Annotated in this window: 22 protein-coding genes; 20 read left to right on the forward strand and 2 right to left on the reverse strand. The window is 60.1% G+C overall.

Annotation, left to right across the window (positions count from 1 at the left end; genetic code table 11):
* Positions 1–7: 7 nt before the first annotated feature.
* The 6 genes from B0D71_RS03780 (at position 8) to B0D71_RS03810 (ending at position 7544) form a co-directional block, all read left to right on the forward strand.
* Positions 8–565, forward strand: coding sequence for a PqiC family protein (locus B0D71_RS03780; protein ID WP_103393536.1), 558 nt, complete (start codon positions 8–10; stop codon positions 563–565).
* A gap of 362 nt (positions 566–927) precedes the next feature.
* On the forward strand, positions 928–1581 hold the full coding sequence (pmrG, locus tag B0D71_RS03785) for a lipopolysaccharide core heptose(II)-phosphate phosphatase PmrG (protein WP_108724259.1): 654 nt from the start codon (positions 928–930) through the stop codon (positions 1579–1581).
* A gap of 120 nt (positions 1582–1701) precedes the next feature.
* On the forward strand, positions 1702–3423 hold the full coding sequence (gene arnT, locus B0D71_RS03790) for a lipid IV(A) 4-amino-4-deoxy-L-arabinosyltransferase (RefSeq protein WP_103393538.1): 1722 nt from the start codon (positions 1702–1704) through the stop codon (positions 3421–3423).
* A gap of 438 nt (positions 3424–3861) precedes the next feature.
* Positions 3862–4875, forward strand: a complete 1014-nt coding sequence (locus B0D71_RS03800) for an iron ABC transporter substrate-binding protein (RefSeq protein ID WP_103393539.1) — start codon at positions 3862–3864, stop codon at positions 4873–4875.
* Positions 4876–4878: 3 nt separating this feature from the next.
* Entirely contained in the window at positions 4879–6477 is a 1599-nt protein-coding gene (locus B0D71_RS03805) for an ABC transporter permease (protein WP_103394019.1), read from the forward strand.
* On the forward strand, positions 6474–7544 hold the full coding sequence (locus B0D71_RS03810) for an ABC transporter ATP-binding protein (protein WP_103393540.1): 1071 nt from the start codon (positions 6474–6476) through the stop codon (positions 7542–7544). The genes B0D71_RS03805 and B0D71_RS03810 overlap by 4 nt, the downstream gene beginning before the upstream one ends.
* 4 nt (positions 7545–7548) lie before the next feature.
* Here B0D71_RS03810 and B0D71_RS03815 read toward each other — a convergent pair whose 3' ends face one another.
* Positions 7549–8487, reverse strand: coding sequence for a site-specific integrase (locus B0D71_RS03815; protein WP_103393541.1), 939 nt, complete (start codon positions 8485–8487; stop codon positions 7549–7551).
* Between the two features lie 389 nt (positions 8488–8876).
* Here B0D71_RS03815 and arnB point away from each other — a divergent pair, with 389 nt between their 5' ends.
* The 14 genes from arnB to B0D71_RS03885 all read left to right on the forward strand — a co-directional run bounded on the left by arnB (position 8877) and on the right by B0D71_RS03885 (position 24071).
* Positions 8877–10025 carry a UDP-4-amino-4-deoxy-L-arabinose aminotransferase gene (gene arnB, locus B0D71_RS03820; protein WP_103393542.1) on the forward strand — a complete coding sequence of 383 codons (1149 nt, stop codon included), beginning with the start codon at positions 8877–8879 and terminating at the stop codon, positions 10023–10025.
* Positions 10022–11041 (forward strand): undecaprenyl-phosphate 4-deoxy-4-formamido-L-arabinose transferase, encoded by a 1020-nt coding sequence (gene arnC, locus B0D71_RS03825; protein WP_103393543.1) that lies wholly within the window; start codon positions 10022–10024, stop codon positions 11039–11041. Before arnB ends, arnC begins: the two co-directional genes overlap by 4 nt.
* Positions 11038–13029, forward strand: a complete 1992-nt coding sequence (gene arnA, locus B0D71_RS03830) for a bifunctional UDP-4-amino-4-deoxy-L-arabinose formyltransferase/UDP-glucuronic acid oxidase ArnA (RefSeq protein WP_103393544.1) — start codon at positions 11038–11040, stop codon at positions 13027–13029. Before arnC ends, arnA begins: the two co-directional genes overlap by 4 nt.
* Positions 13029–13913 carry a 4-deoxy-4-formamido-L-arabinose-phosphoundecaprenol deformylase gene (gene arnD / locus B0D71_RS03835; protein ID WP_103393545.1) on the forward strand — a complete coding sequence of 295 codons (885 nt, stop codon included), beginning with the start codon at positions 13029–13031 and terminating at the stop codon, positions 13911–13913. The genes arnA and arnD overlap by 1 nt, the downstream gene beginning before the upstream one ends.
* Positions 13910–15559, forward strand: a complete 1650-nt coding sequence (arnT, locus tag B0D71_RS03840; RefSeq protein WP_103393546.1) for a lipid IV(A) 4-amino-4-deoxy-L-arabinosyltransferase — start codon at positions 13910–13912, stop codon at positions 15557–15559. The genes arnD and arnT (B0D71_RS03840) overlap by 4 nt, the downstream gene beginning before the upstream one ends.
* Entirely contained in the window at positions 15556–15900 is a 345-nt protein-coding gene (gene arnE / locus B0D71_RS03845) for a 4-amino-4-deoxy-L-arabinose-phosphoundecaprenol flippase subunit ArnE (protein ID WP_103393547.1), read from the forward strand. Before arnT (B0D71_RS03840) ends, arnE begins: the two co-directional genes overlap by 4 nt.
* Positions 15897–16298, forward strand: coding sequence for a 4-amino-4-deoxy-L-arabinose-phosphoundecaprenol flippase subunit ArnF (gene arnF / locus B0D71_RS03850; RefSeq protein WP_103393548.1), 402 nt, complete (start codon positions 15897–15899; stop codon positions 16296–16298). Before arnE ends, arnF begins: the two co-directional genes overlap by 4 nt.
* Complete coding sequence (locus tag B0D71_RS03855) at positions 16295–17674, forward strand: UDP-glucose dehydrogenase family protein (RefSeq protein WP_103393549.1); 1380 nt, start codon at positions 16295–16297, stop codon at positions 17672–17674. Before arnF ends, B0D71_RS03855 begins: the two co-directional genes overlap by 4 nt.
* Before the next feature lie 5 nt (positions 17675–17679).
* Positions 17680–19263, forward strand: coding sequence for an ArnT family glycosyltransferase (locus tag B0D71_RS03860; protein ID WP_103393550.1), 1584 nt, complete (start codon positions 17680–17682; stop codon positions 19261–19263).
* 89 nt (positions 19264–19352) lie between these two features.
* Positions 19353–20531: an MFS transporter gene (locus B0D71_RS03865; RefSeq protein WP_103393551.1), complete on the forward strand. Its 1179-nt coding sequence runs from the start codon at positions 19353–19355 to the stop codon at positions 20529–20531.
* A gap of 160 nt (positions 20532–20691) precedes the next feature.
* Positions 20692–21399: an HPP family protein gene (locus tag B0D71_RS03870; protein WP_103393552.1), complete on the forward strand. Its 708-nt coding sequence runs from the start codon at positions 20692–20694 to the stop codon at positions 21397–21399.
* Positions 21400–21496: 97 nt separating this feature from the next.
* Positions 21497–22969, forward strand: a complete 1473-nt coding sequence (locus B0D71_RS03875; RefSeq protein WP_103393553.1) for a nucleobase:cation symporter-2 family protein — start codon at positions 21497–21499, stop codon at positions 22967–22969.
* 58 nt (positions 22970–23027) lie between these two features.
* On the forward strand, positions 23028–23498 hold the full coding sequence (locus tag B0D71_RS03880) for an LEA/WHy family protein (protein WP_103393554.1): 471 nt from the start codon (positions 23028–23030) through the stop codon (positions 23496–23498).
* 27 nt (positions 23499–23525) lie between these two features.
* On the forward strand, positions 23526–24071 hold the full coding sequence (locus B0D71_RS03885) for a GNAT family N-acetyltransferase (RefSeq protein ID WP_103393555.1): 546 nt from the start codon (positions 23526–23528) through the stop codon (positions 24069–24071).
* A 2-nt stretch (positions 24072–24073) separates the two neighbouring features.
* Here the strand turns inward: B0D71_RS03885 and B0D71_RS03890 are convergent, their stop codons facing one another.
* Entirely contained in the window at positions 24074–25090 is a 1017-nt protein-coding gene (locus B0D71_RS03890) for an AraC family transcriptional regulator (RefSeq protein WP_103393556.1), read from the reverse strand.
* Positions 25091–25268 lie beyond the last annotated feature (178 nt).

A 25268-nucleotide genomic window follows, 5' to 3' on the forward strand; every position in this document is an offset into this window, starting at 1 on the left:
ATCAACCATGGCTTTTCCGCTGAAGTTCACACTGGTCACCGCGCTGTTGCTGCTCGCCGCTTGCCGCAGTGATCCGATTCAATTCCACACCCTGACTCCGGAGCAGGTGGGTGATCACTCAAGGGCCACTGTCGGAGTGATTCAGATTGAGACGGTCAGCGTGCCGCCCCAGGTCGATCGTGCACAGATTGTCATCCGCGAAGGCAACGGTGGCCTGGCGATCCTGGAAACCCAATGGTGGGGCGCGCCCCTTGTGGACGAATTGCGCAGTGCGCTGGCCGATCAACTGAGTAACAGTCCTGTACAAGGCAAACACTCGGTGCGGGTCGATGTGCAGCGTTTTGACTCGGTCCCCGGTCAATACGCGCTGATGGACGTGCGATGGCGTCTGCGCAGTGCCGACACAGGCGACACGGCGCGGGTGATTTGCCGCAGCACCTTGCAAACGCCGTCAGGCGCAACCATCGACGACCTGGTACTGGCCCAGCAAAACAATGTCAAACGCCTGGCCGCGCTGATCAGCCAGGCTGCCACCCGATCACAGCCGAGTTGCACTTCGCCCTGAATGCCTTTTTCCTGCCTCCCGGATTAACGGCGACAAGTTCGCCGTTAATCCTATCCCTCAGGTCCTCCCTGTTTCGCGCTGCCATCCCACGCAAGAGCAAAAGATAACAATTTCCAGTAGTTGACTAATTATCCGCCGCAACCCCCTCAGCAACTTTTTCACATTCCGTTCACCGTTCCGACACCTGCGCACATTTAACTTTGGGTGCAATTAATTCGTCGAAGCTGAATTCGGCGGATATTCATTGCGCTGTTCCAGGTTTTGTTTAACCGCATACTCCCTGGTGCTCCAACGGGTGAACACACTTGTTTAACTTCGCTTCGCGTAAACCGTCTTCGCGCCTGCCTAAATCGATCGTCGCCATGGCTGCACTGACTGTCGCCGCGCTGGTCACCGGCTTTGTCCTGTGGCCGAAATCCCTGACCAACCTGGCCGAGGAAGGTGCACAAGTCCGGGCCCAACTGCTGCAACAATGGAGTGCCGGCGAGATCGCGGTGCTGGTTCGTCATACCGAGCGGTGCGACCGTTCCGGCAATCCTTGCCTGGGCCCGCCTGACGGTATTACCCGTGTCGGCAGTGAGGCGGCCGCTGGGGTTGGCCAAGGCCTGGCACGCCTGGGCCTGAAGCAGGCTGACATCCTGACCAGCCCGCTGACACGCACAGTGCAGACCGCGCATTACATGTTCAACAGCGACCCACGTACCCAGGAGTGGCTGGCGACCTGCGGCACGACCCTGCGTAACGATGTCGTGGCGCACAAGGTGGCCCATCGCAACCTGATACTGGTGACCCACAGCGGTTGCATCGCTGACTTTCAAAAGCAGGCCGGCCTGAAACATGTGACGAAGGACGCCGAATACGGTAGTGCGTTGTTTGTCCGCATCGATGGTAACGGGCAACTGCAAGTCCTCGGCATTGTAAATGCCGAGGACTGGAATACCCTGCGACAAGAAAAAGACGGGCTCATCACGCAGCAACAACTTTGGCAACAAGTTACATCGAAGTTGACTGAATAACAGCTGAACAAACAGCGAGAAGTACGAATTAACTTCTCGCCGTTCAATATCATCCCGCTTTTCTCTCTTGCAAGTTGTACATCACTCTTCAACCAGCCATTTCAGCGCCAAGGTCGAGACATGACGTCAAATCAGCCACTGCCAGATTTTGTTGGCCATTCTTCCCGCCTGTACGACCCAACGACACCTGCCAAGGAGCGCTGGATGCCGTTCGCCCTGGTATTGGCGTTCATGACGTTCTACTTGCTGCCGCTGATGAGCCACGGCCTGTGGATTCCCGATGAAACCCGTTATGCCCAGATCAGTCAGGAAATGCTGCAGGGCGGGAACTGGGTCTCGCCGCACTTCATGGGCCTTCGTTATTTCGAAAAACCCATTGCCGGGTACTGGATGATTGCCATCGGCCAGGCGGTGTTTGGCGACAATCTGTTCGGGGTCCGTATCGCGTCAGCGCTGAGTACCGGGCTGAGCGTGTGGCTGACCTGGCTGATTGCCCGCCGGTTCTGGGGCGATCCGCGCAAAAGCTTTGCCTGCGCACTGTTGTACATGAGCTTCGGGCTGATTGCCGGCCAGGCCGGGTACGCCAACCTCGATCCGCAGTTCACCCTGTGGGTCAACCTGAGCCTGGTTTCCCTGTGGTTTGCCATCGACAGCCGCACCACGCGTGCCCGGATGAGTGCCTGGGCAATCCTGGGCATTGCCTGCGGCATGGGCTTCATGACCAAGGGCTTTCTGGCCTGGTTGTTGCCGGCGGTCATCGCCCTGCCCTACATGCTCTGGCAGCGACGCATGGGTGAACTGTTGCGTTACGGGCCTCTGGCCGTTGTGGTCGCCGCGGCAGTCTGCTTGCCCTGGGCATTGGCCATTCACTATCAGGAACCGGACTTCTGGAATTTCTTCTTCTGGAACGAGCACATACGCCGCTTCGCCGCCGACAATGCGCAACACGCCCGTCCGTGGTGGTTCTACCTGCCGATGCTGGGCGTTTCTGTCCTGCCCTGGACGGCGTTGTTGCCGGCGACATTCATCCGGGCCTGGAAACACAAACATCAGCCCGTCAGCGGTTTTCTCCTGCTCTGGTTGTTGCTGCCATTGGCGATTTTCAGCATGAGCAGCGGCAAGTTGCCGACCTACATCATGCCGTGCCTGTTGCCGCTGGCGCTGCTGATGGGCGATGCACTGACCGGCCTGCTGCAACAGGCAAGGGAACGGACGATTCGCTTCAACGGATGGCTCAATGTCGTCATCGCCACGACAGCCCTGGCGGCCTTGTTGTACCTGCAACTGAGCCAGGAAATCTTCGAAAATACCGAGATGTTCAGCCTGTCCCTGGCATTCATCGTGCTGCTGGGCTGGATCATCGCAAACGCCCTGCAAATCCTGCGGCCATTGACGTTATGGGCGATGCCGGCCCTCGGCATCTGGCTACTGGTGGCACTGCTTCCCGCCGCCATGCCGAGCCAGATCGTCGACAGCAAGATGCCCGACCGGTTTATCTCCGAGCATCTGGACAGCTTGAACCAGACCACCTCGTTGCTGAGCAACGACCTGGGTGCGGCATCGGCCTTGTCGTGGCTCACCAGGCGACCGGAGGTGGCGCTCTACAATGTCGTCGGTGAAATGAAATACGGCCTTCAGGATCCCGCCGCGACCTCGCGCAAAGTGAGCCTGCAAGACGTCGGGGGGTGGATGACCGAGGCGCGTAAAAAGGGCTCGGTCGGGGTGGTGATGCGGGTCAACAGCGTCGATGAGATTCAGGAAGTCGAAGCGCTGCCCATCGACGGCAAGCGTTATCAGCGCGGCAACCTGCAGGTTCTGATCTTCCCGCAAAGCCAGCCCTGACAGGCAAGACGCAAAAAAGCCGGCAAGGCATCCGCTACAGGCTCCTCGATTGGGCCGTTGACGACGACGAGTTGAAACGGATGGACCAGATCCCCGGCGCAATGGCCATCACCGAGCTATCCTTTCGCAACCTTGGTGAACCCAGCGGCGACCAGCAGCAACTGGCACCGTCAGGTGCGCCGAGGGTGCGACAAAAGACAGCCGGGGACAGCGCCATATTCTGATCGACGACATCGTTTGATCGACGAGTAGAACCACATTCGGCACAGCACTGCTAATCTGAATGACAATTACATGTATTAACGGTTTTTTTGACGTTATTTTCTCATTTGGATCTCTACATTCCCTGCAATTCAAAACATGCAAATGATTCGCATTGGTTAACTGGCGTTTCAATGCGCATGACTTTCAAAAAATGCACCAGGAGCAGCCCGCAGAATGACGCCCAAAATCCCTTCGTTCTTGAAAAAAGCCCTGCTGGCCACCGCTTTGCTGAGCGCTGGCCAGGTCTATGCCGCTGACTCCGTCGGCATCGTGGTGTACAACGCGCAACATGAAGGCCTGACCAAGGCCTGGGTCGAGGGTTTTACCCAGGAGACCGGTATTCCCGTCACCTTGCGCAACGGCGATGACACCGAGATGGGCAACCAGATCGTGCAGGAAGGTGCCGCCTCCCCCGCGGACGTATTCCTGACCGAAAACTCCCCGGCCATGGTGCTGGTCGACAACGCCGGGCTGTTTGCGCCGGTCGACAAAACCACGCTGGAGCAGGTTGACTCCGCCTACCGCCCGGCCCACGGCAAATGGATCGGCATTGCCGCGCGCTCCACGGTGTTTGTCTACAACCCGAGCAAACTGTCGGAAGCAAACCTGCCGAAATCGATCATGGACCTGGCCGGTCCGAGCTGGAAAGGACGTTGGGGGGCGTCGCCAGGTGGTGCTGACTTCCAAGCCATTGTCGCTGCCATCCTGGAACAAAAGGGTGAAGCCGCCACGCTGGAATGGCTCAAAGGGATGAAAACCAACTACTCCAACTACCGTGGCAACAGCTCGGTACTCAAAGCGGTGAATGCCGGACAGATCGACAGCGGCGTGATCTACCACTATTACAGCCTGGTCGATCAATCCAAGACTGGCGAAAACAGCAAAAACACAGCGCTGTACTACTTCAAGCACAAGGATCCGGGTGCGTTTGTCAGCATTTCCGGCGGTGGCGTCCTCGCTTCCAGCAATCACAAGGAACAGGCCCAGGCGTTCCTCAAATACGTAACCGGCAAGGATGGCCAGGCAATCCTCAAGAACGGCAAGTCGTTTGAATACGCCGTGGGCAAAGGTGCTGAATCCAACCCTAAACTGGTGCCTCTGAATCAACTCGATGCGCCGACTGTCGATGCTTCGAAACTCGACAGCAAAAAAGCCGTAGAGCTGATGACACAGGCCGGACTGCTCTAATTGATGCCTGAAACCCTGCCTGCAGGTGTCGCCGAGGCGACACCCGCACATTTGCGTCGACGATCCCGCGGAGTCTTTGCGGGACGTGGCGGTGTATGGGTGATCGGTTTGTCGGTGCTGGTTTCATTACTGGCACTGCTACCGGTCGCTTATGTTATTGGCGTGTCCCTGCAGACAGGCTGGTCGACCGTCGTGACCCTGGTGTTCCGCCCTCGGGTTGGAGAACTGCTGGTCAACACCGTGTTGCTGGTGCTGCTGACGATTCCCTTGTGCGTGGCGCTGGGAGTGACGCTGGCCTGGCTCACGGAACGCACGAATTTGCCCGGACGGCGCTGGTGGTCGTTGCTGGCCACCGCACCGCTGGCGGTGCCCGCCTTCGTTCACAGCTACGCCTGGGTCAGCCTGGTGCCGCCGATTCACGGCTTGTTTGCCGGCGTCCTGGTCTCGGTCATCGCCTACTTCCCCTTCCTGTACTTGCCGGTAGCGGCCACCCTGCGCCGACTCGACCCGGCCATCGAAGACGTCGCCGAATCCATGGGACTCAAACCCTGGAAGGTATTTTTCCGAGTGGTCCTGCCGCAATTGCGCCTGGCGATCTGCGGTGGCGCCTTGCTGGTCGGCCTGCACCTGCTGGCCGAGTATGGCCTGTACGCCATGATCCGCTTCGACACCTTTACCACCGCGATCTTCGATCAGTTCAAATCGACCTTCAACGGTGCGGCAGCGCACATGCTGGCCAGCGTGCTGGCGCTGTGCTGCCTGGCGATGTTGACGGCTGAATCCGCCGCCCGGGGTTCGGCACGATACGCTCGCGTCGGTTCGGGGAGCGCCCGGGAGCAACGGGTCGTGCGACTGAAATTGGCATCCACCCTGCTCTCACTGACGCTGCAAATCGCGACCTGCGCCCTGGCCCTCGGTGTTCCCTTGATCACCCTGGGCAAATGGCTGATCGCTGGCGGCGTGGAAGTCTGGGACATGGCCGAGTTGTTGCCCGCCCTGGAGCAAACCCTGTTGCTCGGTATCGCGGGCGCAGCGCTGACCACCTGCGCGGCAATTCCAATTGCCTGGCTGTCGATCCGCTACCCCGGCCGACTGCAACGGGTGCTGGAAAGCTGTAACTACATCACCAGCTCCCTGCCCGGAATTATCGTGGCGCTGGCGCTGGTGACCGTCACCATCCATTTCGCCCGACCGATTTACCAGACCACCTTTACCGTGCTGCTGGCCTACCTGTTGATGTTCCTGCCTCGTGCCCTGGTGAGCCTGCGTGCAGGCATTGCCCAGGCCCCGGTGGAACTGGAGAACATCGCCCGCAGCCTTGGCCGCTCACCAGCCCGGGCCCTGTGGCTGATCACCTTGCGCCTGGCCGCACCGGGGGCGGCCGCCGGCGCGGCGCTAGTGTTCCTGGCGATCACCAACGAACTGACCGCCACGCTGCTGCTGGCCCCGAACGGCACGCGCACCCTGGCGACCGGATTCTGGGCCCTGACCAGCGAAATCGACTACGCGGCCGCAGCGCCTTATGCCTTATTGATGGTTGTGCTGTCGCTTCCGTTGACCGGACTTCTTTATCACCAATCGAAAAAAACGGCTGGCCGATGAACACTCTCGAACTGAATGCCCTCTACAAGTCCTATGGCGCCCATTGCGCCCTGGACAACGTCAGCCTGTCGGTGCCCAGCGGCAGCCGCACGGTTATCGTCGGCCCTTCCGGCTCCGGTAAAACCACCTTGCTGCGGATGATTGCCGGCTTCGAATTCCCCGATTCCGGGCGTCTTTCGCTCAATGGCCAGACCCTGGTCGACGGCACCCACGAAGTGCCGGCCCATCAACGCCTGATCGGCTACGTACCGCAGGACGGCGCACTGTTCCCGCACATGACCGTGGCTGCGAATATCGGCTTCGGCTTGTCGACCAAGGGCACCGAGAAACACCAGCGCGTCGCCGAACTGATGGACAGCGTGGCGCTGGACGCGAAGATGGCCGCGCGCTGGCCTCACGAATTGTCCGGTGGCCAGCAACAGCGGGTGGCCCTGGCCCGAGCCCTGGCGCAGCAGCCACGGCTGATGCTGCTGGACGAGCCGTTCTCGGCGCTCGATACCGGATTGCGCGCCGCGATGCGCAAGATGGTTGCGCGGCTGCTGGAGGACGCGGGCGTCACCACCATTCTGGTCACCCATGACCAGAGTGAAGCCCTGTCGTTCGCCGATCAGTTGGCGGTGATGCGCCATGGCCGCCTGGTCCAGTCAGGGCACCCGCTGGACCTTTACCGCTATCCCGAAGACGAACAGACCGCCCTGTTCCTGGGGGATGCCGTGGTGATGCCCGCCCGCATCGAGGCCGGCTGGGCCCATTGCGACCTCGGGCGGATCCCGGTCAACAACCACCGCAACAACAGCTCGGCGCAGATCATGCTGCGCCCCGAACAGCTGCAATTGGCCAGCATCCTCCCCAGCGACCCGGATGCCGGTGGTTGCCGGGCCGTGGTCACCGATCGGGACTTCAGCGGCAACACTTGCACGCTGACAGTGGAACTTCAGTCATTGACCAGCCGCGAGCAACCGGGCCGATCATTGCTGGTGCGCAGTTCAGGCATGTATGCGCCACCGGCCGGCAGCGCGGTTCAGGTCTCGACCATTGGCCACGCCCACGTACTGAGCGAGATGTAGTCGTTCACAGATCGAATCGATCCACCGCCCGACGTCGCTCGTTGTCGTCGCGCACATCGTAGTTGGCCGTGGTCTGGATGTTGCTGTGGTGTGCCAGTTTCTGTGCAATCGACAAGTCATGCTCCTCGATCACCCGGGTAATGAATGAACGCCGGAAGTCGTGGGGCATGATTTTCACCCCGACCTGCGCGCCCCGCTGCCGGGCGATGTAGTAAATCGCATGTTTGGTGATGCGTTCACGGGTGATGTGGCTGCCACGGCGGATGCGGTTGAACAGGAACGGGTCGTCCGACTCCCCTTCCTTGAGCAACGAACGGCGCAATTCAAGCCAGGCTTCAAGTTTGGCGAAGGCCCAGGCCGGGGCGTACTTGATCAACTGCTTGTTGCCCTTGGCGGTCACCCGCAGGCTGCGCTCGGTGAAATCGACCTGGTTCAGTTCCAGGTTCACCGATTCGGACTTGCGCATCCCCGAACCGTACAGAATCCCGATGATCGCTGCATCCCGCAGGCCTTGTGGCCGCGGATCGGCAGCGCAGACCGCCATCAGCTCCTGGATCAGCGTTCGCCTGAGATTGCGCCCCTGTGACAGCCGTGTACCGGCAATGCCCTTGACCGAACGCATCTTCAGCAGATGTTCCTGAGAGATCAGGCTCATGCGCCACGCCTCGTTCATCACCCCGCGCACCGCGTTGACATACAGCGAGGAGGTGTTCGGCGCGTAGCCGTCAGTGCGCAAAGTGGCCACCAGCGCGATCACGTCCTCGGGTCGCAGGTTGTGCCAGGGTATCTCCTCGATATCCTGGTCTTCGAAGCCCAGGCGATCAGCGGCATCCTGCAGCACATAACGCATGGTCAGTTGGCTGGACGGCGCCAGTCGCGCCAGATACAGGGTCAGCGGATTGGTGAGGGGTGTGCGTGAATCGGCTACAGGTAAGTCAATCAAACGAAACGGCCTTGAATAAAAACAGTTCAATTAAACAACTAAGAAGTGAAATAACGATGAAGTAAAAGACATTACAGTCGTAGGATTTTTCCTAGGAACTACCATAAACGTCGGAAGTCTGAACAGCAGCTTAATAGCTTTCAGATAAACGATTTCCCAACCGTTTTTTCATGGTCCTTTCACAAAATCGGGCATAACCTTCTATAACGTCGAAGCTACCCGAACGGACGTCCAACCTGCCGCCCATGGCGAAAAAAGTCAACCGATGCAGTTTTTTACCGCTAACCGGTAACTATTTGATTTGATGTAGGTTCTGATTTAGCGTCTAAGCTGATTTCTGGATCCCTTTAGCCTCAAAGGCTATTTACGTTTACAGCCCCGAGGTGCCCATGAGTCTGGCTTTTCTCCCATTTTCCCGCCCCAGTATCGGTGACGAAGAAATCGCTGCCGTAGAGCAAGTATTGCGGTCCGGGTGGATCACTACCGGGCCGAAGAACCAGGCACTGGAAGAACACTTTGCCAACTACGTCGGTTGCCGACATGCCGTAGCACTTTCCTCGGCCACCGGCGCAATGCATATCACCCTGCTGGCATTGGGCATCGGTCCCGGCGATGAAGTCATTACGCCGTCGCAGACCTGGGTGTCCACCGCCAACATGATCACCCTGCTGGGTGCCACGCCGGTGTTCGTCGACGTTGACCGCAACACGTTGATGACCGACGTGGCCACTATCGAAGCTGCAATCACGCCGCGCACCAAAGCCATCATCCCGGTGCATTACGCCGGTGCCGCATTCGATCTCGATCCACTCTACGCCCTGGCCGACAAACACGGCATTGCCGTGATCGAAGACGCCGCACACGCCGCAGGTACTCTTTACAAAGGTCGGCACGTCGGCTCCAGGGGCACGGCGATATTCTCGTTCCACGCGATCAAGAACATGACCTGCGCCGAAGGCGCCATGTTCGTCAGCGACGATGAAACCCTGGCTTCGCGGGTGCGCATGCTCAAGTTTCACGGGCTGGGGGTGGATGCCTATGATCGCCTGACCCACGGCCGCAAGCCCCAGGCCCAGGTGGTCGAGCCCGGCTTCAAGTACAACCTGGCCGACATCAACGCGGCCATCGCCCTGGTGCAGCTGGAGCGCCTGGACGAGATCAACGCCAGGCGCACTCAACTGGCCCAGACCTACTTGCAGCGTCTGGAAGGCTTGCCGGTACAACCGCTGGCCATCCCCGCTTATTCGCAACAACATGCCTGGCATCTGTTCATCCTGCGCATCGACGCCGAGCAGTGCGGGCTGGATCGCGAAGCGTTCATGAAAGCCCTTCAGGAGCAGAATGTCGGCACCGGTATTCACTTCATCGCCACACACCTGCACACCTACTATCGCCAACGTTACCCCAACCTGCACCTGCCCAACACCGAATGGAATTCGGCGCGCCTGTGTTCGATCCCGTTATTCCCCGACATGACCACCGATGATGTCGAGCGCGTCGTCGGCGCCATTGAAAACTGCATGGACAAAAGCCTTTGAGACCCTACCCAATCAACTTCGTTTCGATCGTCATTCCGGTCTACAACGAACAGGAAAGCCTGCCTGAATTGCTCAGGCGCACCGAAGCCGCTTGTCAGCAGTTGCACCATGCCTACGAAATCGTGCTGGTCGACGACGGCAGCCGTGATGACTCCGCGCAGATCCTGGAAGACGCCGCCTCCCGCGAAGGCAGCCCGGTGGTGGCGGTGATCCTCAACCGCAACTATGGCCAGCACGCAGCGATCATGGCCGGTTTCGAACAGTGCAAGGGCGATGTCGTCATCACCCTCGATGCCGACCTGCAAAACCCGCCGGAAGAAATCCCTCGGTTGGTTGAGCAGGCTGAACGGGGCTATGACGTCGTCGCGACTGTGCGCAACAATCGCCAGGACTCGGCCTTGCGCCGCTGGCCTTCGAAGCTGATCAACCTCGCCGTGCAACGCTCTACCGGAGTAGCCATGAGCGACTACGGCTGCATGCTGCGCGCCTACCGACGCACCATCGTCGATGCCATGCTCGCCTGCCGTGAACGCAGTACCTTCATTCCGATCCTGGCCAACAGCTTTGCCCGCCACACCACGGAAATCATCGTGACCCACGCCGAGCGTGAACACGGCGACTCCAAGTACAGCCCGATGCGCCTGATCAACCTGATGTTCGACCTGGTCACCTGCATGACTACCACGCCACTGCGACTGCTGAGCATCGTCGGCGTCGGCATGGCGGCACTGGGCATGCTGTTCGCCATCGCGCTGATCCTGTTGCGCCTGGTGTTCGGCGCCGGCTGGGCCGGTGGTGGCACGTTCGTATTGTTCGCCGTGCTGTTCGTCTTTACTGGTGGCCAATTCATCGGCATGGGCCTGCTGGGTGAATACCTGGGCCGCATGTACAGCGACGTGCGCGCACGCCCGCGCTTCTTCATTGAAAAGGTGCTGCGCAGCCAGCCCGCGTCCCCTCCTTCCGTTGTCACCGTCGACGGCCTTTCTTCCACGTCTTCAGATCAGGTTCCTTCATGAGCGCAAAAGCTGTTGTCTTCGCCTACCACGATATTGGCTGTGCCGGCATCGAATCCCTGCTCACCTCCGGTTTTGAGATCACTGCGGTGTTCACCCACGCCGACGATCCGAAGGAGAACGCGTTCTACGGTTCCGTCGCACAGCTATGCGCCCGCCACGGCATTGCCGTGCATGCACCGGAAGATGCCAACCATCCGCTGTGGATCGAGCGCATCGCCAAACTCGATCCCGACTACATCTTCTCCTTCTACTACCGCAACCTGCTGAGCGAAGCGCTGCTGGCCACGGCGCGCAAAGGCGCGTTCAACCTGCACGGTTCGTTGTTGCCGCGCTACCGTGGTCGCGCACCGGCCAACTGGGTGCTGGTCAACGGCGAAACGGAAACCGGCGTGACCCTGCACCGCATGGTCAAGCGCGCCGATGCGGGCGCCATCGTCGCCCAGCAAAAGGTCGCGATCGAGCGCAGCGACACAGCGCTGAGCCTGCATGGCAAATTGCGCACGACAGCCTCTGACCTGCTGCGTGACACCTTGCCAGCGCTGCTACAAGGCAAAATCAGCGAAACACCACAGGACGAATCCAAAGCCACCGTGTTCGGTCGTCGCACCCCGGCTGACGGCAAACTGGTCTGGGCCAGACCGGCCGAAGAACTGTTCAACCTGGTCCGCGCCGTGACCCAGCCGTACCCGGGCGCCTTCTGCGCCGTGGGCGAGCACAAGCTGATTGTCTGGAGCGCTGAAGTCGCCAAGGGCAACGAAGGCCTGGCGCCGGGCCGTGTCATCAGCGTCAACCCGCTGCGCATCGCCTGCGGTCAAGACTCACTGATCATCAACGCCGGCCAACGTAACGACAATGGTCTCTACCTGAGCGGTCCGCAACTGGCCAACGAACTGGGCCTGGTGGACGGTTCCGTGCTGCGCGGCGCCGAATCCGGTCGTGCCCCGCGTCGCACCCGCGTGCTGATCCTTGGCGTCAATGGCTTCATCGGCAATCACTTGTCCGAGCGCCTGCTGCGCGACGACCGTTACGAAGTCTACGGCCTGGATATCGGTTCGGACGCGATCGAGCGCCTGCGCAACCACCCGAACTTCCACTTCGTCGAAGGCGATATCAGCATCCATTCCGAGTGGATCGAGTACCACATCAAGAAGTGCGACGTGGTGCTGCCGCTGGTGGCTATCGCGACGCCAATCGAATACACCCGTAACCCACTGCGTGTATTCGAACTGGACTTCGAAGAGAACCTGAAACTGGTTCGCTACTGCGTCAAATACAACAAGCGCGTGATCTTCCCGTCGACGTCGGAAGTCTATGGCATGTGCCAGGACAACAACTTCGACGAAGACAGCTCCAACCTGGTGGTCGGTCCTATCAACAAACAGCGCTGGATCTACTCGGTCTCCAAGCAACTGCTGGACCGCGTCATCTGGGCTTATGGCCAGAAAGGCCTGAACTTCACTCTGTTCCGTCCATTCAACTGGATGGGACCACGCCTGGATCGCCTGGATTCGGCCCGTATCGGCAGCTCCCGGGCGATTACCCAGTTGATCCTGAACCTGGTGGAAGGTACGCCAATTCGCCTGTTCGACGGTGGCGAGCAAAAACGCTGCTTCACCGACATCGCCGACGGCGTGGAAGCCCTGGCCCGGATCATCGACAACGACAACGATGTCTGCAACGGCCAAATCATCAACATCGGCAACCCGGACAACGAGGCCAGCATCCGTCAGTTGGGCGAAGAACTGCTGCGTCAGTTCGAAGCTCACCCGTTGCGCGCCAACTTCCCTCCATTCGCCGGTTTCCGCGACATCGAAAGCAAGGCGTTCTACGGTACGGGTTACCAGGACGTGTCGCACCGCAAGCCAAGCATTGCCAACGCCAAGCGCCTGCTGGACTGGACGCCGACCGTTGAGATGAGCGAAACCATCGGCAACACCCTGGACTTCTTCTTGCGTGAAGCCATGCTCGAAATCGCGGACAAGCGTTGATGCAGGCAGGCCTTCGGATCGATGTCGACACCTACCGGGGCACCCGTGAGGGGGTGCCGCGTTTGCTGGAAATCCTTGATGAAGCCCAGGTCAAGGCAACGTTCTTCTTCAGTGTCGGGCCGGACAACATGGGGCGCCACTTGTGGCGCCTCATCCGTCCACAGTTTCTCTGGAAAATGCTCCGTTCCAACGCAGCCGGCCTATATGGCTGGGACATTCTGCTGGCCGGCACCGCATGGCCTGGAAAACCGATCGGCCGCGACCTGGGGCACTTGATGCGCCAGGCCCGGGATGCCGGGCATGAAGTTGGCCTGCACGCCTGGGATCATCACGGCTGGCAAGCCAATGCGGGGCGCTGGAGCGACGCGCAACTGGTCGAACAGATACGCCGTGGCGTGGACACCCTCAGCGACATTCTCGGCGAAAAGATCACCTGTTCGGCGTCCGCCGGCTGGCGTGCCGACGAGCGTGTGATCGAAGCCAAGCAGGGGTTCGGCTTTCGCTACAACAGCGATTGTCGTGGCCAGAGCCTGTTCCAGCCGCGATTGGCCGATGGTCGCCTGGGTGCAACACAAATCCCGGTGGACCTGCCGACCTTCGACGAAGTGGTCGGGCCGACCGTTGCCGCCAAGGATTTCAACAGCTTCATCCTGGACCGGTTCACCCCGGGAAAACTCAATGTCTACACGATCCATGCCGAGGTAGAAGGGATTCTGATGGCCAACGATTTCCGTCAACTGCTGACCGATGCACTTCAGCGCGACATCCGTTTTCAACCCTTGGGCGACTTGTTGCCCGAGGCCCCTGACAGTTTGCCGATTGGCCGCGTGGTACGCGGTGCGCTCGACGGTCGCGAAGGCTGGCTGGGAGTGCAAGGCGCATGAGCAAACGCTGGGCTTTGCCGTTATTGCTGGCCATGGTGGCGCTGGCCTACCTGCTGCCAATGGGCAGTCATGGCTTATGGATTCCTGACGAAACCCGCTACGCCCAGATCAGCCAGGGCATGCTCCTGAGCGGTAACTGGGTATCGCCGCATTTCATGGACGTGCGCTATTTCGAAAAACCCGCGGCCGGCTATTGGATGATTGCCATCGGTCAGGCGCTGTTTGGCCAGAACCTCTTTGGGGTGCGCTTCGCCTCGGCACTGAGCACCGGCTTGAGCGTGCTGCTGTGCTACCTGGTCGCCCGCCGGATGTGGAACGAACCGCGCAAGAGTTTTGCCTGCGCATTGCTGTACATGAGTTTCTCGGTCGTTGCCGCCATGGCGGGGTATGCCAACCTCGATCCGCAATTCACCTTCTGGGTGAATCTGAGCCTGGTTGCCTTGTGGTTTGCGCTGGACAGCGTCGGACGCGTTCAACGCCTGATCGCGTGGGCGGGGCTGGGCCTGGCCTGCGGCATGGGCTTCATGACCAAGGGCTTCCTGGCCTGGTTGCTGCCGGTGCTGATCGCCCTGCCCTGGATGATCTGGCAAAAACGCTGGCGTGAACTGCTGGTCTACGGTCCCGTGGCGGTCGTGGTCGCCATTGCCGTCAGCCTGCCATGGGCGCTGGCCGTGCACGCCCAGGAGCCGGACTACTGGCGGTTCTTCTTCTGGCACGAACATATCCGCCGTTTTGCCGGGGACGATGCCCAGCATGACGCACCATGGTGGTACTACCTGCCGTTGCTGGTGGCATTCAGCATGCCTTGGGCTGCATTGCTGCCACCAGCGCTGAAACAGGCATGGCAAACCCGGCGCCAGTCCAATATCGCCTTCCTGCTGCTGTGGCTGTGGATGCCGTTGTTCTTCTTCAGTCTGAGCAAGGGCAAGTTGCCGGCCTACATCCTGCCGTGCCTGCTGCCTCTGGCATTGTTGCTCGGCCATGCACTGGCTGACCGATTGAAGCTGGAACAAGGTCGCGTCTTGGGCATCAACGGCCTGTTGAACCTGGTGCTGGGTGTGATCACCCTGCTGGCCCTGGTTTATCTGCAACTGAAAAAGCCGATTTACAATCATGAACTGCACAACCTGGTGTTGGTGTTCATCGGCTTGATCGGCTGGATCATGGCCAACCTGCTACAAGCCTTCCGTCCGCTGCAATGCTGGGCTGCCCCAGCTTTCGGCAGCCTGCTGTTCGTCGGCGTGCTACCGGCCGGACTGCCCAATTCCGTCGTCGCCAATAAAACGCCTGACCAGTTCATCCTCGATCACGCCCAGGAGCTCGGCCAGAGTGCCAAATTGTTGAGCAACGATCTGGGGGCCGCGTCGGCGTTGTCCTGGCGGGTGAAACAGCCAGAAGTGGCTTTTTTCAACACGATAGGCGAATTGAAATATGGCCTTGCCTATCCTGACTCGCTTAAACAGCGCGTCGACCCCGATCAGGTGCAACAGTGGATGAACGATGCCCGCCAGCAAGGCTCGGTGGGTGTGGTCATGCGGGTCAAGGGCGAAGAAGAGTTGCGCGAACTTGAACAATTGCCCAAAGAGGGCAAGCGGTATGAACAAGGCAATCTGGTGATTTTGATTATTCCTCAGGCGACACCATGAGCCTGCTATTGCTACTGGTCGCCTGCCTGCTGACCTGCCTGGGCCAGATCGCCCAGAAATATGCAGTGGAAAGCTGGCGCAGCAAATCTTCCGGGTGGACGGACAAACTGCGCTCGCCCTGGCTTTGGCTGGCCCTGGCCTCTTTGGGGCTGGGCCTGCTGGTGTGGCTGCTGGTGCTGCAACGCCTGGAAGTCGGAATTGCCTATCCGATGCTGAGCCTGAATTTCGTGCTGATCACCCTGGTTGCGCGTTTCGTGTTCCACGAAACCATCGACCGCCGCCACTGGCTGGGTGTGGCACTGGTGATCGGCGGCGTGGCATTGCTGGGGCAACACGCATGAACCCGACTCGCGGTATTACCTTCGCACTGGGCAGCGTATTGCTGGTCAGCGCCGCCCAGTTGGGCATGCGCTGGAGCATGAGTCACCTGCCACAACCCGAACAATGGCTCAGCGCGCAGATCAACCTGAGCGCCGTTGCCGTGGTGCTCGTGGCCGTCTTCGCCTATGCCCTGTCGATGTTCTGCTGGCTCGCCGCCCTGCGGGACCTGCCCCTAGGCCGGGCCTACTCGTTGCTGAGCATCAGCTACGCGCTGGTGTATCTGCTGGCCGCCAGCCTGCCGCTGTTCAACGAATCGTTCAGCCTGACAAAAAGCCTTGGCGTGGCATTGGTCATCCTCGGCGTGATCATCATCAATTCTCGACCTGCTCGTGCGCCCGAACAAAGGAGTGCCCCATGAAAATCAGTGTGTTTGGTAGCGGTTATGTTGGCCTGGTGCAGGCAGCGGTATTGGCGGAAGTCGGCCACGACGTGGTTTGCATGGACGTTGACGAGAAAAAAGTAGAACTGCTCCAGCAGGGCCACGTCAGTATTTTCGAACCCGGACTCGCCAGCCTGGTACGCGAGGGTCTTGACGCCAAACGGTTGCAATTCACCAACGACGAAAAATTTGCGGTCCAGCACGGTCAGGTGCTGTTCATCGCGGTCGGTACACCGTCTCGGGACGACGGCTCGGCGGACTTGCGTTACGTGATGTCGGTGGGCGAAGCGGTAGCACGGCATCGTGAACAGCCGGCGATCCTGGTGGAGAAATCCACCGTCCCGGTCGGCACTGGCGACGCTTTGCGTGCACACATCGACAAATGCCTGCTCAGTGCCGGGCGCTTGTTGCAGTTCGATATCGTCTCCAACCCGGAATTCTTGAAAGAAGGTTCGGCCGTGGCCGACTGTCGACGCCCGGACCGTATCGTCGTCGGTTGCGAGCGCGAAGAAGTGCGCGAGGTGATGCGTGAGCTGTACTCGCCCTTCAACCGCAACCACGAGCGCATCATGTTCATGGACCTGCGCAGCGCCGAGCTGACCAAATACGCCGCCAACTGCATGCTGGCGACCAAGATCAGCTTCATCAACCAGATCGCCGAACTGGCCGAACACCTGGGTGCCGACATCGAATCGGTACGCCTGGGCATCGGCGCCGACTCACGTATCGGCTACCACTTTATCTACCCCGGTTGCGGCTACGGTGGCTCATGCTTCCCCAAGGACATGCGCGCCCTGATCCACAGCGCCGAAGAGGCCCATTGCTCCAGCGACCTGCTGCAAGCGGTGGAAGCCATCAACGAGCGACAGAAACACAAGTTATTCGAACGCATCAACGCGTTCTACAAAGGCGACTTGAGTGGCAAGACCTTTGCCTTGTGGGGCCTGGCGTTCAAGCCAAACACCGACGACATGCGCGATGCACCGAGCCGGGTGTTGCTGGAATCGCTGTGGGCCGCCGGGGCGAATGTCCGCGCATTCGATCCCGAAGCCATGCAGGAAACCCAGAAGCTGTATCCCGATGAGTCGAAACTGATGCTCATGGGTACGCCCGAATCAGTCTTGTCCGGTGCCGATGCACTGATCATCTGCACCGAATGGCAACAGTTCAAGGCACCGGACTTCGAGTTTATCCGCCAGCGACTCAACGCACCGGTGATCTTCGATGGCCGCAACCTGTACGACTCGGACCGCCTGGCACGTATCGGTTTCACCTACTTCCCGATCGGCCGTGGCGAATCGCGCAAATTGCCGATGCCCCACCAGCAATGGTTAACCGAAGCCGTGGTCGCCTGAACCTCATGCCCCCCGAAATCCGCCGACAGTCCCTCGCGCTGGGTCTGTTGGCGCTGCTGTTGTTCTGCGCCGGGATGTATCAGCAAGCGGCCATCGGCTTCGATTCACGCTTCGTGCTGTTCGCCCAAGAGATGCTGCGCAACGGCCCGTCGTTTTTTCCGACGACCTATGGCCAGCCCTACGCAGACTATTCAGGACTTCCAACACTATTCATCTGGCTGCTCTCACTGCCCTTCGACCAAGTCACCAGCCTGAGCGCGTGGCTGCCGAGCGCCTTTGCCGCCGCCATTATCGTCACCTTGATGTACCGCCTGCTGGCACCCTACTCCACACGTTGGGCGCTGCTGAGCATCGCCTTGCTGCTGTTGACCAACACCTTCATCACTGAAACCCGCGCCGTTTCCCTCGACCTGATGCTCGCGGCCGTTGCCTTCGGCGTGTTCTACCTGGGCTATGCCGCCGATCACTTCGCGGCACCGCGCCGCTGGGTGTTGATCTTTGCCTTGCTGATGCTGGGCTTCTGGATTCGTGGACCCATTGGCCTGGTGATTCCTACGGGAATGCTCTGCAGCTATTTCCTGCTCAATCGCCAATGGCGGCGGTTGCTGATCTTCGGATTACTGGCATCCCTACTGTTGGCGGTGTGCGTCGGGCTGTTGTTGTGGCTGGCGGACGTCAGCGGCGGCCCGGCCTTCTTGCAAGACGTGATTCGCATGCAGTTCATGGGGCGCATGGACGGTAGTGAAGGCAGCAGCGGTGTGTTGTATTACTTCACCAGTTCTATGGGCAATTACGCGCTGGCCTGGCCGTTGGCAGTGCTGGCGCTTGGGGCTGTTGCGTTATCCGGTCCGCGGGAAGCCGGGCCGGCCTCGCGCCTATTGCAGTACTGCGTAGCAGCCGGGTTGATCGTGATGGTCGGCCTTTCCGTCCCCCAGGCGAAAAAGGCCCGATACCTGCTGCCGATGTTGCCCATGGCGGCGATCGTGGCGGCGTATCCGTTTTATGCCACTCAAGACCGATTGTTTGCCTGGCTGCGGGGGTTGATGCAGGGACTGTGGTTGCTGATCCCGAGCCTGCTGATCGTGGCATTGCTGGTCATACGGCAAAAATTTCCCGAAGAAGTGGCTCACCTCACCTCTTTGTTCATCATTCTCGGCTTGCTGCAAGTGGTCGCCGTGGCCGTCCTCAAACGGTCCCGCTGGCGCGCGCAGGCACTGGCTATCTGCGCGGTTCTGGCACTTTGGTCGTTCTATATCCTGCAATTCGAACCCGTCCAGCGACAGCTCTACGACACCCGGACCTTCAGCCACGAGTCGTTTGAGCTCGTGCAAAACGACCCGGCCCCGCTGGTCATGCACGGGATGGGCAAAGACGCCAAGGCCATCAAGTTCATGGTCAACATCCCACAGGACCTGCACCCGGTTTTCACCGACTCCCCACCGGAACTCGAAACCCTGAAAGGCCCGGCGTGGCTGATGATGGACCTGAACGCCTACAAGGCATTACAAGGCACGACTGTTGGTGCATTACCGCCAGTGCTGAGCGGGCGGTTCGACAAGAATGATTTCGTGCTGCTGCACCTGAAGTAAATCCCGTAGCAACGACCGAGTGTCCGGCTGCTAGAGTAGCGCTCACGGTCGGGCTGATGCCGGCCTGATCGAATAAGGACATTCACGCCGTGACCACCTACTCCCCCCTCATCCGCCGCCTGCTGATCTGCTCACTGACCATCGTCGTCAGCCGCGCCATCACCAGCCCTTTACTCACCTTGTTCGTCAGCGACAAGCTTGGCCTCAACCAGCAGGACGTTGGCCTGCTGCTCGGCATTGCGGTGTTCGTCGCCACCCTGCTCTCCCTGTATGGCGGCTATATCATTGATCGCTTCGAAAAACGCCGGCTGCTGATCCTCGCCATGCTCTCCAGTGCCATCGGCCTGGTGCTGCTGACATTCGCCGAAAACCTTTACCTGACCACGATGACCCTGATCGTCACTGAAACCGCGTCGGCGCTGTTCCTGATTGGTTCCAAAGCGATTCTCAGTGAAAACCTGCCCATGGGTCAGCGCGCCAAGGCGTTTTCCTTGAGCTATACCCTGACCAACATTGGCTACGCTGTCGGGCCGATGCTTGGCGTAGTGATTGCAGGCCTGTTTACCAGCGCGCCGTTCCTGTTAGCTGCGGCCATCGCTTTTTTCAGTATTTTCCTGATGACCGGGATCGCGAAGGATCCGGCGCGTGCCTCTGTCGCCGGTCAGACGCAGAGCTTTCTCAAAACCCTGATCACCCTGAAAAATGATCGCACCCTGATCATGTTCACCGCCGGTTGCCTGCTCAGTACCGTGGTGCACGGACGCTTCACGTTTTACCTGTCGCAGTATTTGCTGGTGACCAGTGATTCCAAACACACCATGGATGTCATGGCCGCCCTGCTGGCCTGCAATGCCATCAGCGTGATCCTTCTGCAATATCAGGTCGGACGCTTTCTCAAACGCGAGCAACTGCGTCAGTGGATTGTGGCCGGCACAGGCCTGTTCATCCTTGGCCTGATTGGCTTCAGCCTGGCCGATAGCCTGGTGAGCTGGTGCGTGGCGATGTTTATCTTCACCCTCGGTGAAATAATCATTTACCCGGCCGAGTTCCTGTTCGTCGATACACTGGCCCCCGAAGAACTGCGCGGCAGTTACTACGGCGCACAGAACCTTGCCGCGCTGGGTGGCGCCCTGAGCCCGGTGATCAGCGGCTTTTTACTGATGCACACACCCGCACCGACGATGTTTTATGCCTTGAGTGCGCTCGCTGGCTTGGGCGGAATACTGTGCTTCATGAGTGGACGTGGATCGGGTTTACATCAACATTAATGCACTAAAAGCTCATTAATATGAATTTGTCAGCGTCTTAATTGACCGGCACACTGTCTGCGTTCCTCCCCCAACAGTTGGAACACCTTCAAGGGCTTTCTGGGTTTCCCAGCTAAGCCCTTTTTTTGACTCGTTTTTTCCGCGCTGGAGTTTTTTTAGAATGCTTGCTCGCTGGTTGCCCGCCGCCATCAATACCCGCCCCACCGAATGGAGCCGCGCCGCCATCGGCATGGCCCTGGGGACGCTGCTCAGCGTGTGGCTCTGTAGCCAGGTGTTTGGCATTGAGGTGGCCCAGCACCTGATCGGTCCGCTGGGGGCATCGGCGGTGTTGTTGTTTGCCGTGTCTTCGGGTGCGCTCGCCCAACCCTGGTCGATTCTCGGCGGTTACTTGAGCGCCGGGGTGATCGCCTTGCTGGTGGCCCATGTATTGGGCCGAACCCTCGGTAGCGCTTGCCTGGCGGCGGGCATGGCGTTGATCCTGATGTGCTGGCTGCGGTGCCTGCATCCACCGGCCGGTGCATTGGCCCTGACCCTGGTGCTGGCGGATCCGGCAACCATTGCCCTGGACTGGAGAGCCATTGAACCGGTGATGCTCAGCGCGGCGACGATGCTGCTCTGCGCCCTGGCCTACAACAACCTGACCCGCGTTCGTTACCCCAAGAGTGCCAGCGAGCCGGTGGCCCGGATTCCTGCCGATCACCCGCCGGTCGACAGTCAGGCCATCACCGCCGATGACCTGAAGCTGGCGCTGGCTGACATGGAGGCGTTCTATGACGTCACGCCCGAGGACCTTGAACAGTTGATCCAGGCCAGCCAATTGCACGCCAAACGCCGCAGTGTCGGCGAAGTGTTCGCTCCACGACTGTAAACCACTGTTTTAGAGGATTTTTTGCCGCGCCCGGGCGGTTCTGGCATCCTGCGCCTCCATTTTCTGACCCGGCCCGCCTTCTGGCACGCAAACCGACATGACCGCCTCCGAAAAATCCCTCGCGCCACGCAACAATGACCTGATCTATGGCCTCAACGACCGCCCGCACCTGACCGCCACCGTCTTCGCGGCCCTGCAACATGTGCTGGCGAGTTTTGTCGGCATCATCACCCCGACGCTGATCATGGGCAGCGCGCTGGGCCTGCAAAGCGAAATTCCTTACTTGATCAGCATGGCGCTGTTCGTCTCCGGCCTGGGCACCTTCGTGCAAGCGCGGCGTTTTGGCCCGGTGGGCTCCGGCCTGTTGTGCCTGCAAGGCACCAGTTTCTCGTTCATCAGCGTCATTCTCAGCGCCGGTTTCATGGTCAAGGCCCGGGGGGGCGGCACCGACGAAATTCTCTCGACCATCTTCGGCGTGTGTTTTTTTGCCGCGTTCATCGAAGTGGTGTTGAGCCAGTTCATCGGCAAACTGCGCATGCTGATCACCCCGGTGGTGACCGGAACGATCATCACACTGATGGGGTTGTCGCTGATCAAGGTCGCCATGACCGACATTGCCGGAGGCTTCGGCGCCCCGGACCTGGGGGCTGCCAGTCACCTGGCCCTGGCGGCGCTGGTACTGGGAACCATCGTGGTGTTGAACCGGGTCGACGTGCCGTTTCTGCGCCTGGGGGCGATTGTCATCGGCCTGACCCTGGGCTACGTGGTGGCATGGCTCATGGGCCAGGTGGATTTCGGCAGCCTGCCCGAAGTCCCGCTGATGAGCGTACCGGTGCCGTTCAAGTACGGGTTCTCCTTCGATTGGGTGGCATTCATTCCGGTGGCTGTGATCTTCCTCGTTTCGCCGCTGGAAGCCGCCGGTGACCTCACGGCCAACTCGATGATCTCCCGGCAACCGGTCAAAGGCCCGGTGTACATCCGCCGGATCAAGTCCGGTCTGCTCGCCGATGGCCTCAACTCGGCCATGGCAGCGGTGTTCAACAGCATGCCGATGGTGACCTTCGCCCAGAACAACGGGGTGATTCAGCTCACGGGCGTGGCCAGTCGCTACGTGGCATTTTTCATCGCCGGATTGCTGGTGGTGCTGGGCCTGTTCCCGATGATCGGCGCGGTACTGCAACTGATGCCAAAACCGGTGCTCGGTGGCGCGGAACTGGTGATGTTCGGCACCGTCGCCGTGGCCGGGATCAAGATTCTCGCCGAGGCTGGCCTGCACCGGCGCAACATGCTGATCGTGGCGATTTCCCTCGGCATGGGCCTGGGCGTGGCCGCCGTTCCGGAAGTACTGCGTGAACTGCCCAAGGCCCTGCACAACATTTTCGAATCGCCCATCACCGTCGGCGCGCTGTGCGCTATCGTTCTTAATATCTTCCTGCCCGAGGAATTCATCGAGCTGGAAGAAGACGAATTCGATCCGGAGGCCTCCGTGCTTCAGGTGATGCAGAACCCCGATGTGACCGCCAGGGATGAGTCCGCAAAGGCTGCGGTGGTCGCACCGTCAAACCGCTAGACGGGCTCAAGGGCTGAGCCGCTGGCGGCTCAGCCCTTTTTCAGATGAGAGCACGTCCATGCGCAGCGTCCACGCGGTCCTGATTTCCCTCCTGCTCTGCCTGAGCGCCTGTTCCTCCCTGCCCAACCGAGATCCGTTGAAAATCAACGTCGTGGGCGTCGAGCCCCTGCAAGGCGAGGGCATGGAAGTACGCTTTGCCGTGAGAATCCGCGTGCAGAACCCCAATGACAACGTCCTCACCTACAGCGGGGTTGCGTTGGATCTGGACATCAACGGCCAGCCGTTCGCCTCTGGTGTCACCGATGAAAGGGGCTCGATCGGGCGCTTTTCCGACGTCGTCGTGAGCGTGCCAGTCAGCGTTTCGGCGTTTTCGGTGATCCGCCAGACCTATGGCATCAGCCAGATGAAAACGCTGAACAACATGCCCTATATCCTGCGCGGCAAACTCTCGGGTGGGGTGTTCAACACGATGCGTTTTGTGGACAGTGGCACGCTCAATCTGCCGGGACCGATCACTGGCAGCCGTTGACACCTGACTGATGGAGCAACACCCGCCATGGAAGCCACCCCCACGCTCTACACCGAGCGCCTGATCCTGCGCCCGCTGGAACTGGCCGACGCCGATGCCATCCAGCAACATTTCCCGCACTGGGAAGTGGTGCGCTACCTCAACGCCCTGGTGCCCTGGCCTTATCCGGCCGATGGTGCGCAGGTCTACCTGCGTGACAATGCCCTGCCCGCTATCGCCCGTGGCGAGGAATGGCACTGGTCGATCCGCCTGAAATCGGCGCCGGAACAGTTGATCGGCAACATCAGCCTGATGAACGAACAGGACAACAACCGCGGTTTCTGGCTCGGCCTGCAGTGGCAGGGCCGTGGACTGATCAATGAAGCCAGCGCCGTGGTCACCGAGTACTGGTTCACCACTCTGGGCCGCACCGTGCTGCGTGTGCCGAAAGCGGCAGCGAACGTTGGCTCGCGCAAGCTTTCGCAACGGACGGGCATGCGCCTGGTTCGCACGGATGAAGGACGGTTTGTCGGTGGGGTTTTCCCGAAGGAAACCTGGGAGATCACCCGTGAAGAATGGTTATCACGCCGCTGAACCTACTCGGTGTCATTGAGAATCAGGCTGCGGTAATGTCCCGGATTCGACCCCGACCATTTGCGAAACGCCTTGTAGAACGAACTGACGTCAGCGAACCCCAGCCGCATGGCGATTTCACTGAAGCTGATCGCGGGTTCGGCCAGCCAGACAATCGCCAGTTCCTTGCGCACACCGTCCTTGAGGCCTTGATAGGTTTGCCCTTCTTCGGCCAGTCGGCGGCGCAAGGTTGACGCCGACATGCACAGGCGTTGCGCCAGGGCTTCGGTTTCCGGCCAGTGTTCGGCCGGCAGGTGACGCAGGTCGTGTTTGATGCGGCTGGCCAGGCTCTCGGGGTCGCGGTATTTCACCAGAATGTTCGCCGGCGCATGGGCCAGGAATCGCTTGAGCTCCTCGGGGCTGCGCTTGATCGGCAAATCGAGGTAATCGGCGGAGAAAATCATCCGCGTGCGCGGACGCTCGAAACGCAGGTTCTCGGAAAACATCACCTGATAGTCATCGCAGAACTCCGGCTTCGCGCAGCGCAGTTCGATGGCCAGAATCGGAATCCGCCGTCCTGCCAGCCAACAGGCAACGCCGTGGACGATCATCCAGTAGGTGAAATAGGTGAAGGCCCGGCGTGGATCGTTGTCGTCCTCCAACAAGACGATTTCCGCCAGGCTTTGCTGACGCACCAGCTGCGCCGGCAGGCGCTCAAGCATCAACGACAGAAAGTCCAGGCCGCAGGTCAGTCCCGCCGCGACGTTGGGCTGGAGCATGGCCGTACGACACAGAAAGGCAAAACTGCCGGACTTTAGCTTGCGCGGGTCCATGCCAAAAAACTCGTCATCCCCGCGACGCGCCAACAGCCGCCAGCACTTCGCATAGGTCGTGGCCGGCAGGCGGGCAAAGCTGCTGTCCAGCAACCGCGGGTCGATACCGAGCTTGAGCAACACCTCTTCGGTGGCGGCTCCCGGGGCGCAACTTTGCAGCAGTGCTTCACGCAGCAGTTGTGCGGAGATGGTGTCTTTTTCCGACATGGATCGCGGCAAGGCCTGTTCTTGTTCGAGTGGGGGGCATATTAGCTGAAACCACCCACCTGGCGCTGTTCCTGTGGGCAATCAACCCCTGTAGGAGCTGGCTTGCCAGCGATGACGGCCGACCAGCCGACCAGGTTCTTCACAGGCGAACAAATTCCGCGATCAGGCCGGCCGGTAG

Origin of the sequence: Pseudomonas laurylsulfativorans (assembly GCF_002906155.1) — a bacterium.
Taxonomy (GTDB): domain Bacteria; phylum Pseudomonadota; class Gammaproteobacteria; order Pseudomonadales; family Pseudomonadaceae; genus Aquipseudomonas; species Aquipseudomonas laurylsulfativorans.

Excerpts from the sequence above, each read along its gene's own strand:
- B0D71_RS03780 (WP_103393536.1), top strand. The coding sequence starts at position 8 with ATGGCTTTTCCGCTGAAGTTCACACTGGTCACCGCGCTGTTGCTGCTC.
- pmrG (WP_108724259.1), top strand. The coding sequence starts at position 928 with ATGGCTGCACTGACTGTCGCCGCGCTGGTCACCGGCTTTGTCCTGTGG.
- arnT (WP_103393538.1), top strand. The coding sequence starts at position 1,702 with ATGACGTCAAATCAGCCACTGCCAGATTTTGTTGGCCATTCTTCCCGC.
- B0D71_RS03800 (WP_103393539.1), top strand. The coding sequence starts at position 3,862 with ATGACGCCCAAAATCCCTTCGTTCTTGAAAAAAGCCCTGCTGGCCACC.
- B0D71_RS03805 (WP_103394019.1), top strand. The coding sequence starts at position 4,879 with ATGCCTGAAACCCTGCCTGCAGGTGTCGCCGAGGCGACACCCGCACAT.
- B0D71_RS03810 (WP_103393540.1), top strand. The coding sequence starts at position 6,474 with ATGAACACTCTCGAACTGAATGCCCTCTACAAGTCCTATGGCGCCCAT.
- arnB (WP_103393542.1), top strand. The coding sequence starts at position 8,877 with ATGAGTCTGGCTTTTCTCCCATTTTCCCGCCCCAGTATCGGTGACGAA.
- arnA (WP_103393544.1), top strand. The coding sequence starts at position 11,038 with ATGAGCGCAAAAGCTGTTGTCTTCGCCTACCACGATATTGGCTGTGCC.
- arnD (WP_103393545.1), top strand. The coding sequence starts at position 13,029 with ATGCAGGCAGGCCTTCGGATCGATGTCGACACCTACCGGGGCACCCGT.
- arnT (WP_103393546.1), top strand. The coding sequence starts at position 13,910 with ATGAGCAAACGCTGGGCTTTGCCGTTATTGCTGGCCATGGTGGCGCTG.
- arnE (WP_103393547.1), top strand. The coding sequence starts at position 15,556 with ATGAGCCTGCTATTGCTACTGGTCGCCTGCCTGCTGACCTGCCTGGGC.
- arnF (WP_103393548.1), top strand. The coding sequence starts at position 15,897 with ATGAACCCGACTCGCGGTATTACCTTCGCACTGGGCAGCGTATTGCTG.
- B0D71_RS03855 (WP_103393549.1), top strand. The coding sequence starts at position 16,295 with ATGAAAATCAGTGTGTTTGGTAGCGGTTATGTTGGCCTGGTGCAGGCA.
- B0D71_RS03860 (WP_103393550.1), top strand. The coding sequence starts at position 17,680 with ATGCCCCCCGAAATCCGCCGACAGTCCCTCGCGCTGGGTCTGTTGGCG.
- B0D71_RS03870 (WP_103393552.1), top strand. The coding sequence starts at position 20,692 with ATGCTTGCTCGCTGGTTGCCCGCCGCCATCAATACCCGCCCCACCGAA.
- B0D71_RS03875 (WP_103393553.1), top strand. The coding sequence starts at position 21,497 with ATGACCGCCTCCGAAAAATCCCTCGCGCCACGCAACAATGACCTGATC.
- B0D71_RS03880 (WP_103393554.1), top strand. The coding sequence starts at position 23,028 with ATGCGCAGCGTCCACGCGGTCCTGATTTCCCTCCTGCTCTGCCTGAGC.
- B0D71_RS03885 (WP_103393555.1), top strand. The coding sequence starts at position 23,526 with ATGGAAGCCACCCCCACGCTCTACACCGAGCGCCTGATCCTGCGCCCG.
- B0D71_RS03890 (WP_103393556.1), bottom strand. The coding sequence starts at position 25,090 with ATGTCGGAAAAAGACACCATCTCCGCACAACTGCTGCGTGAAGCACTG.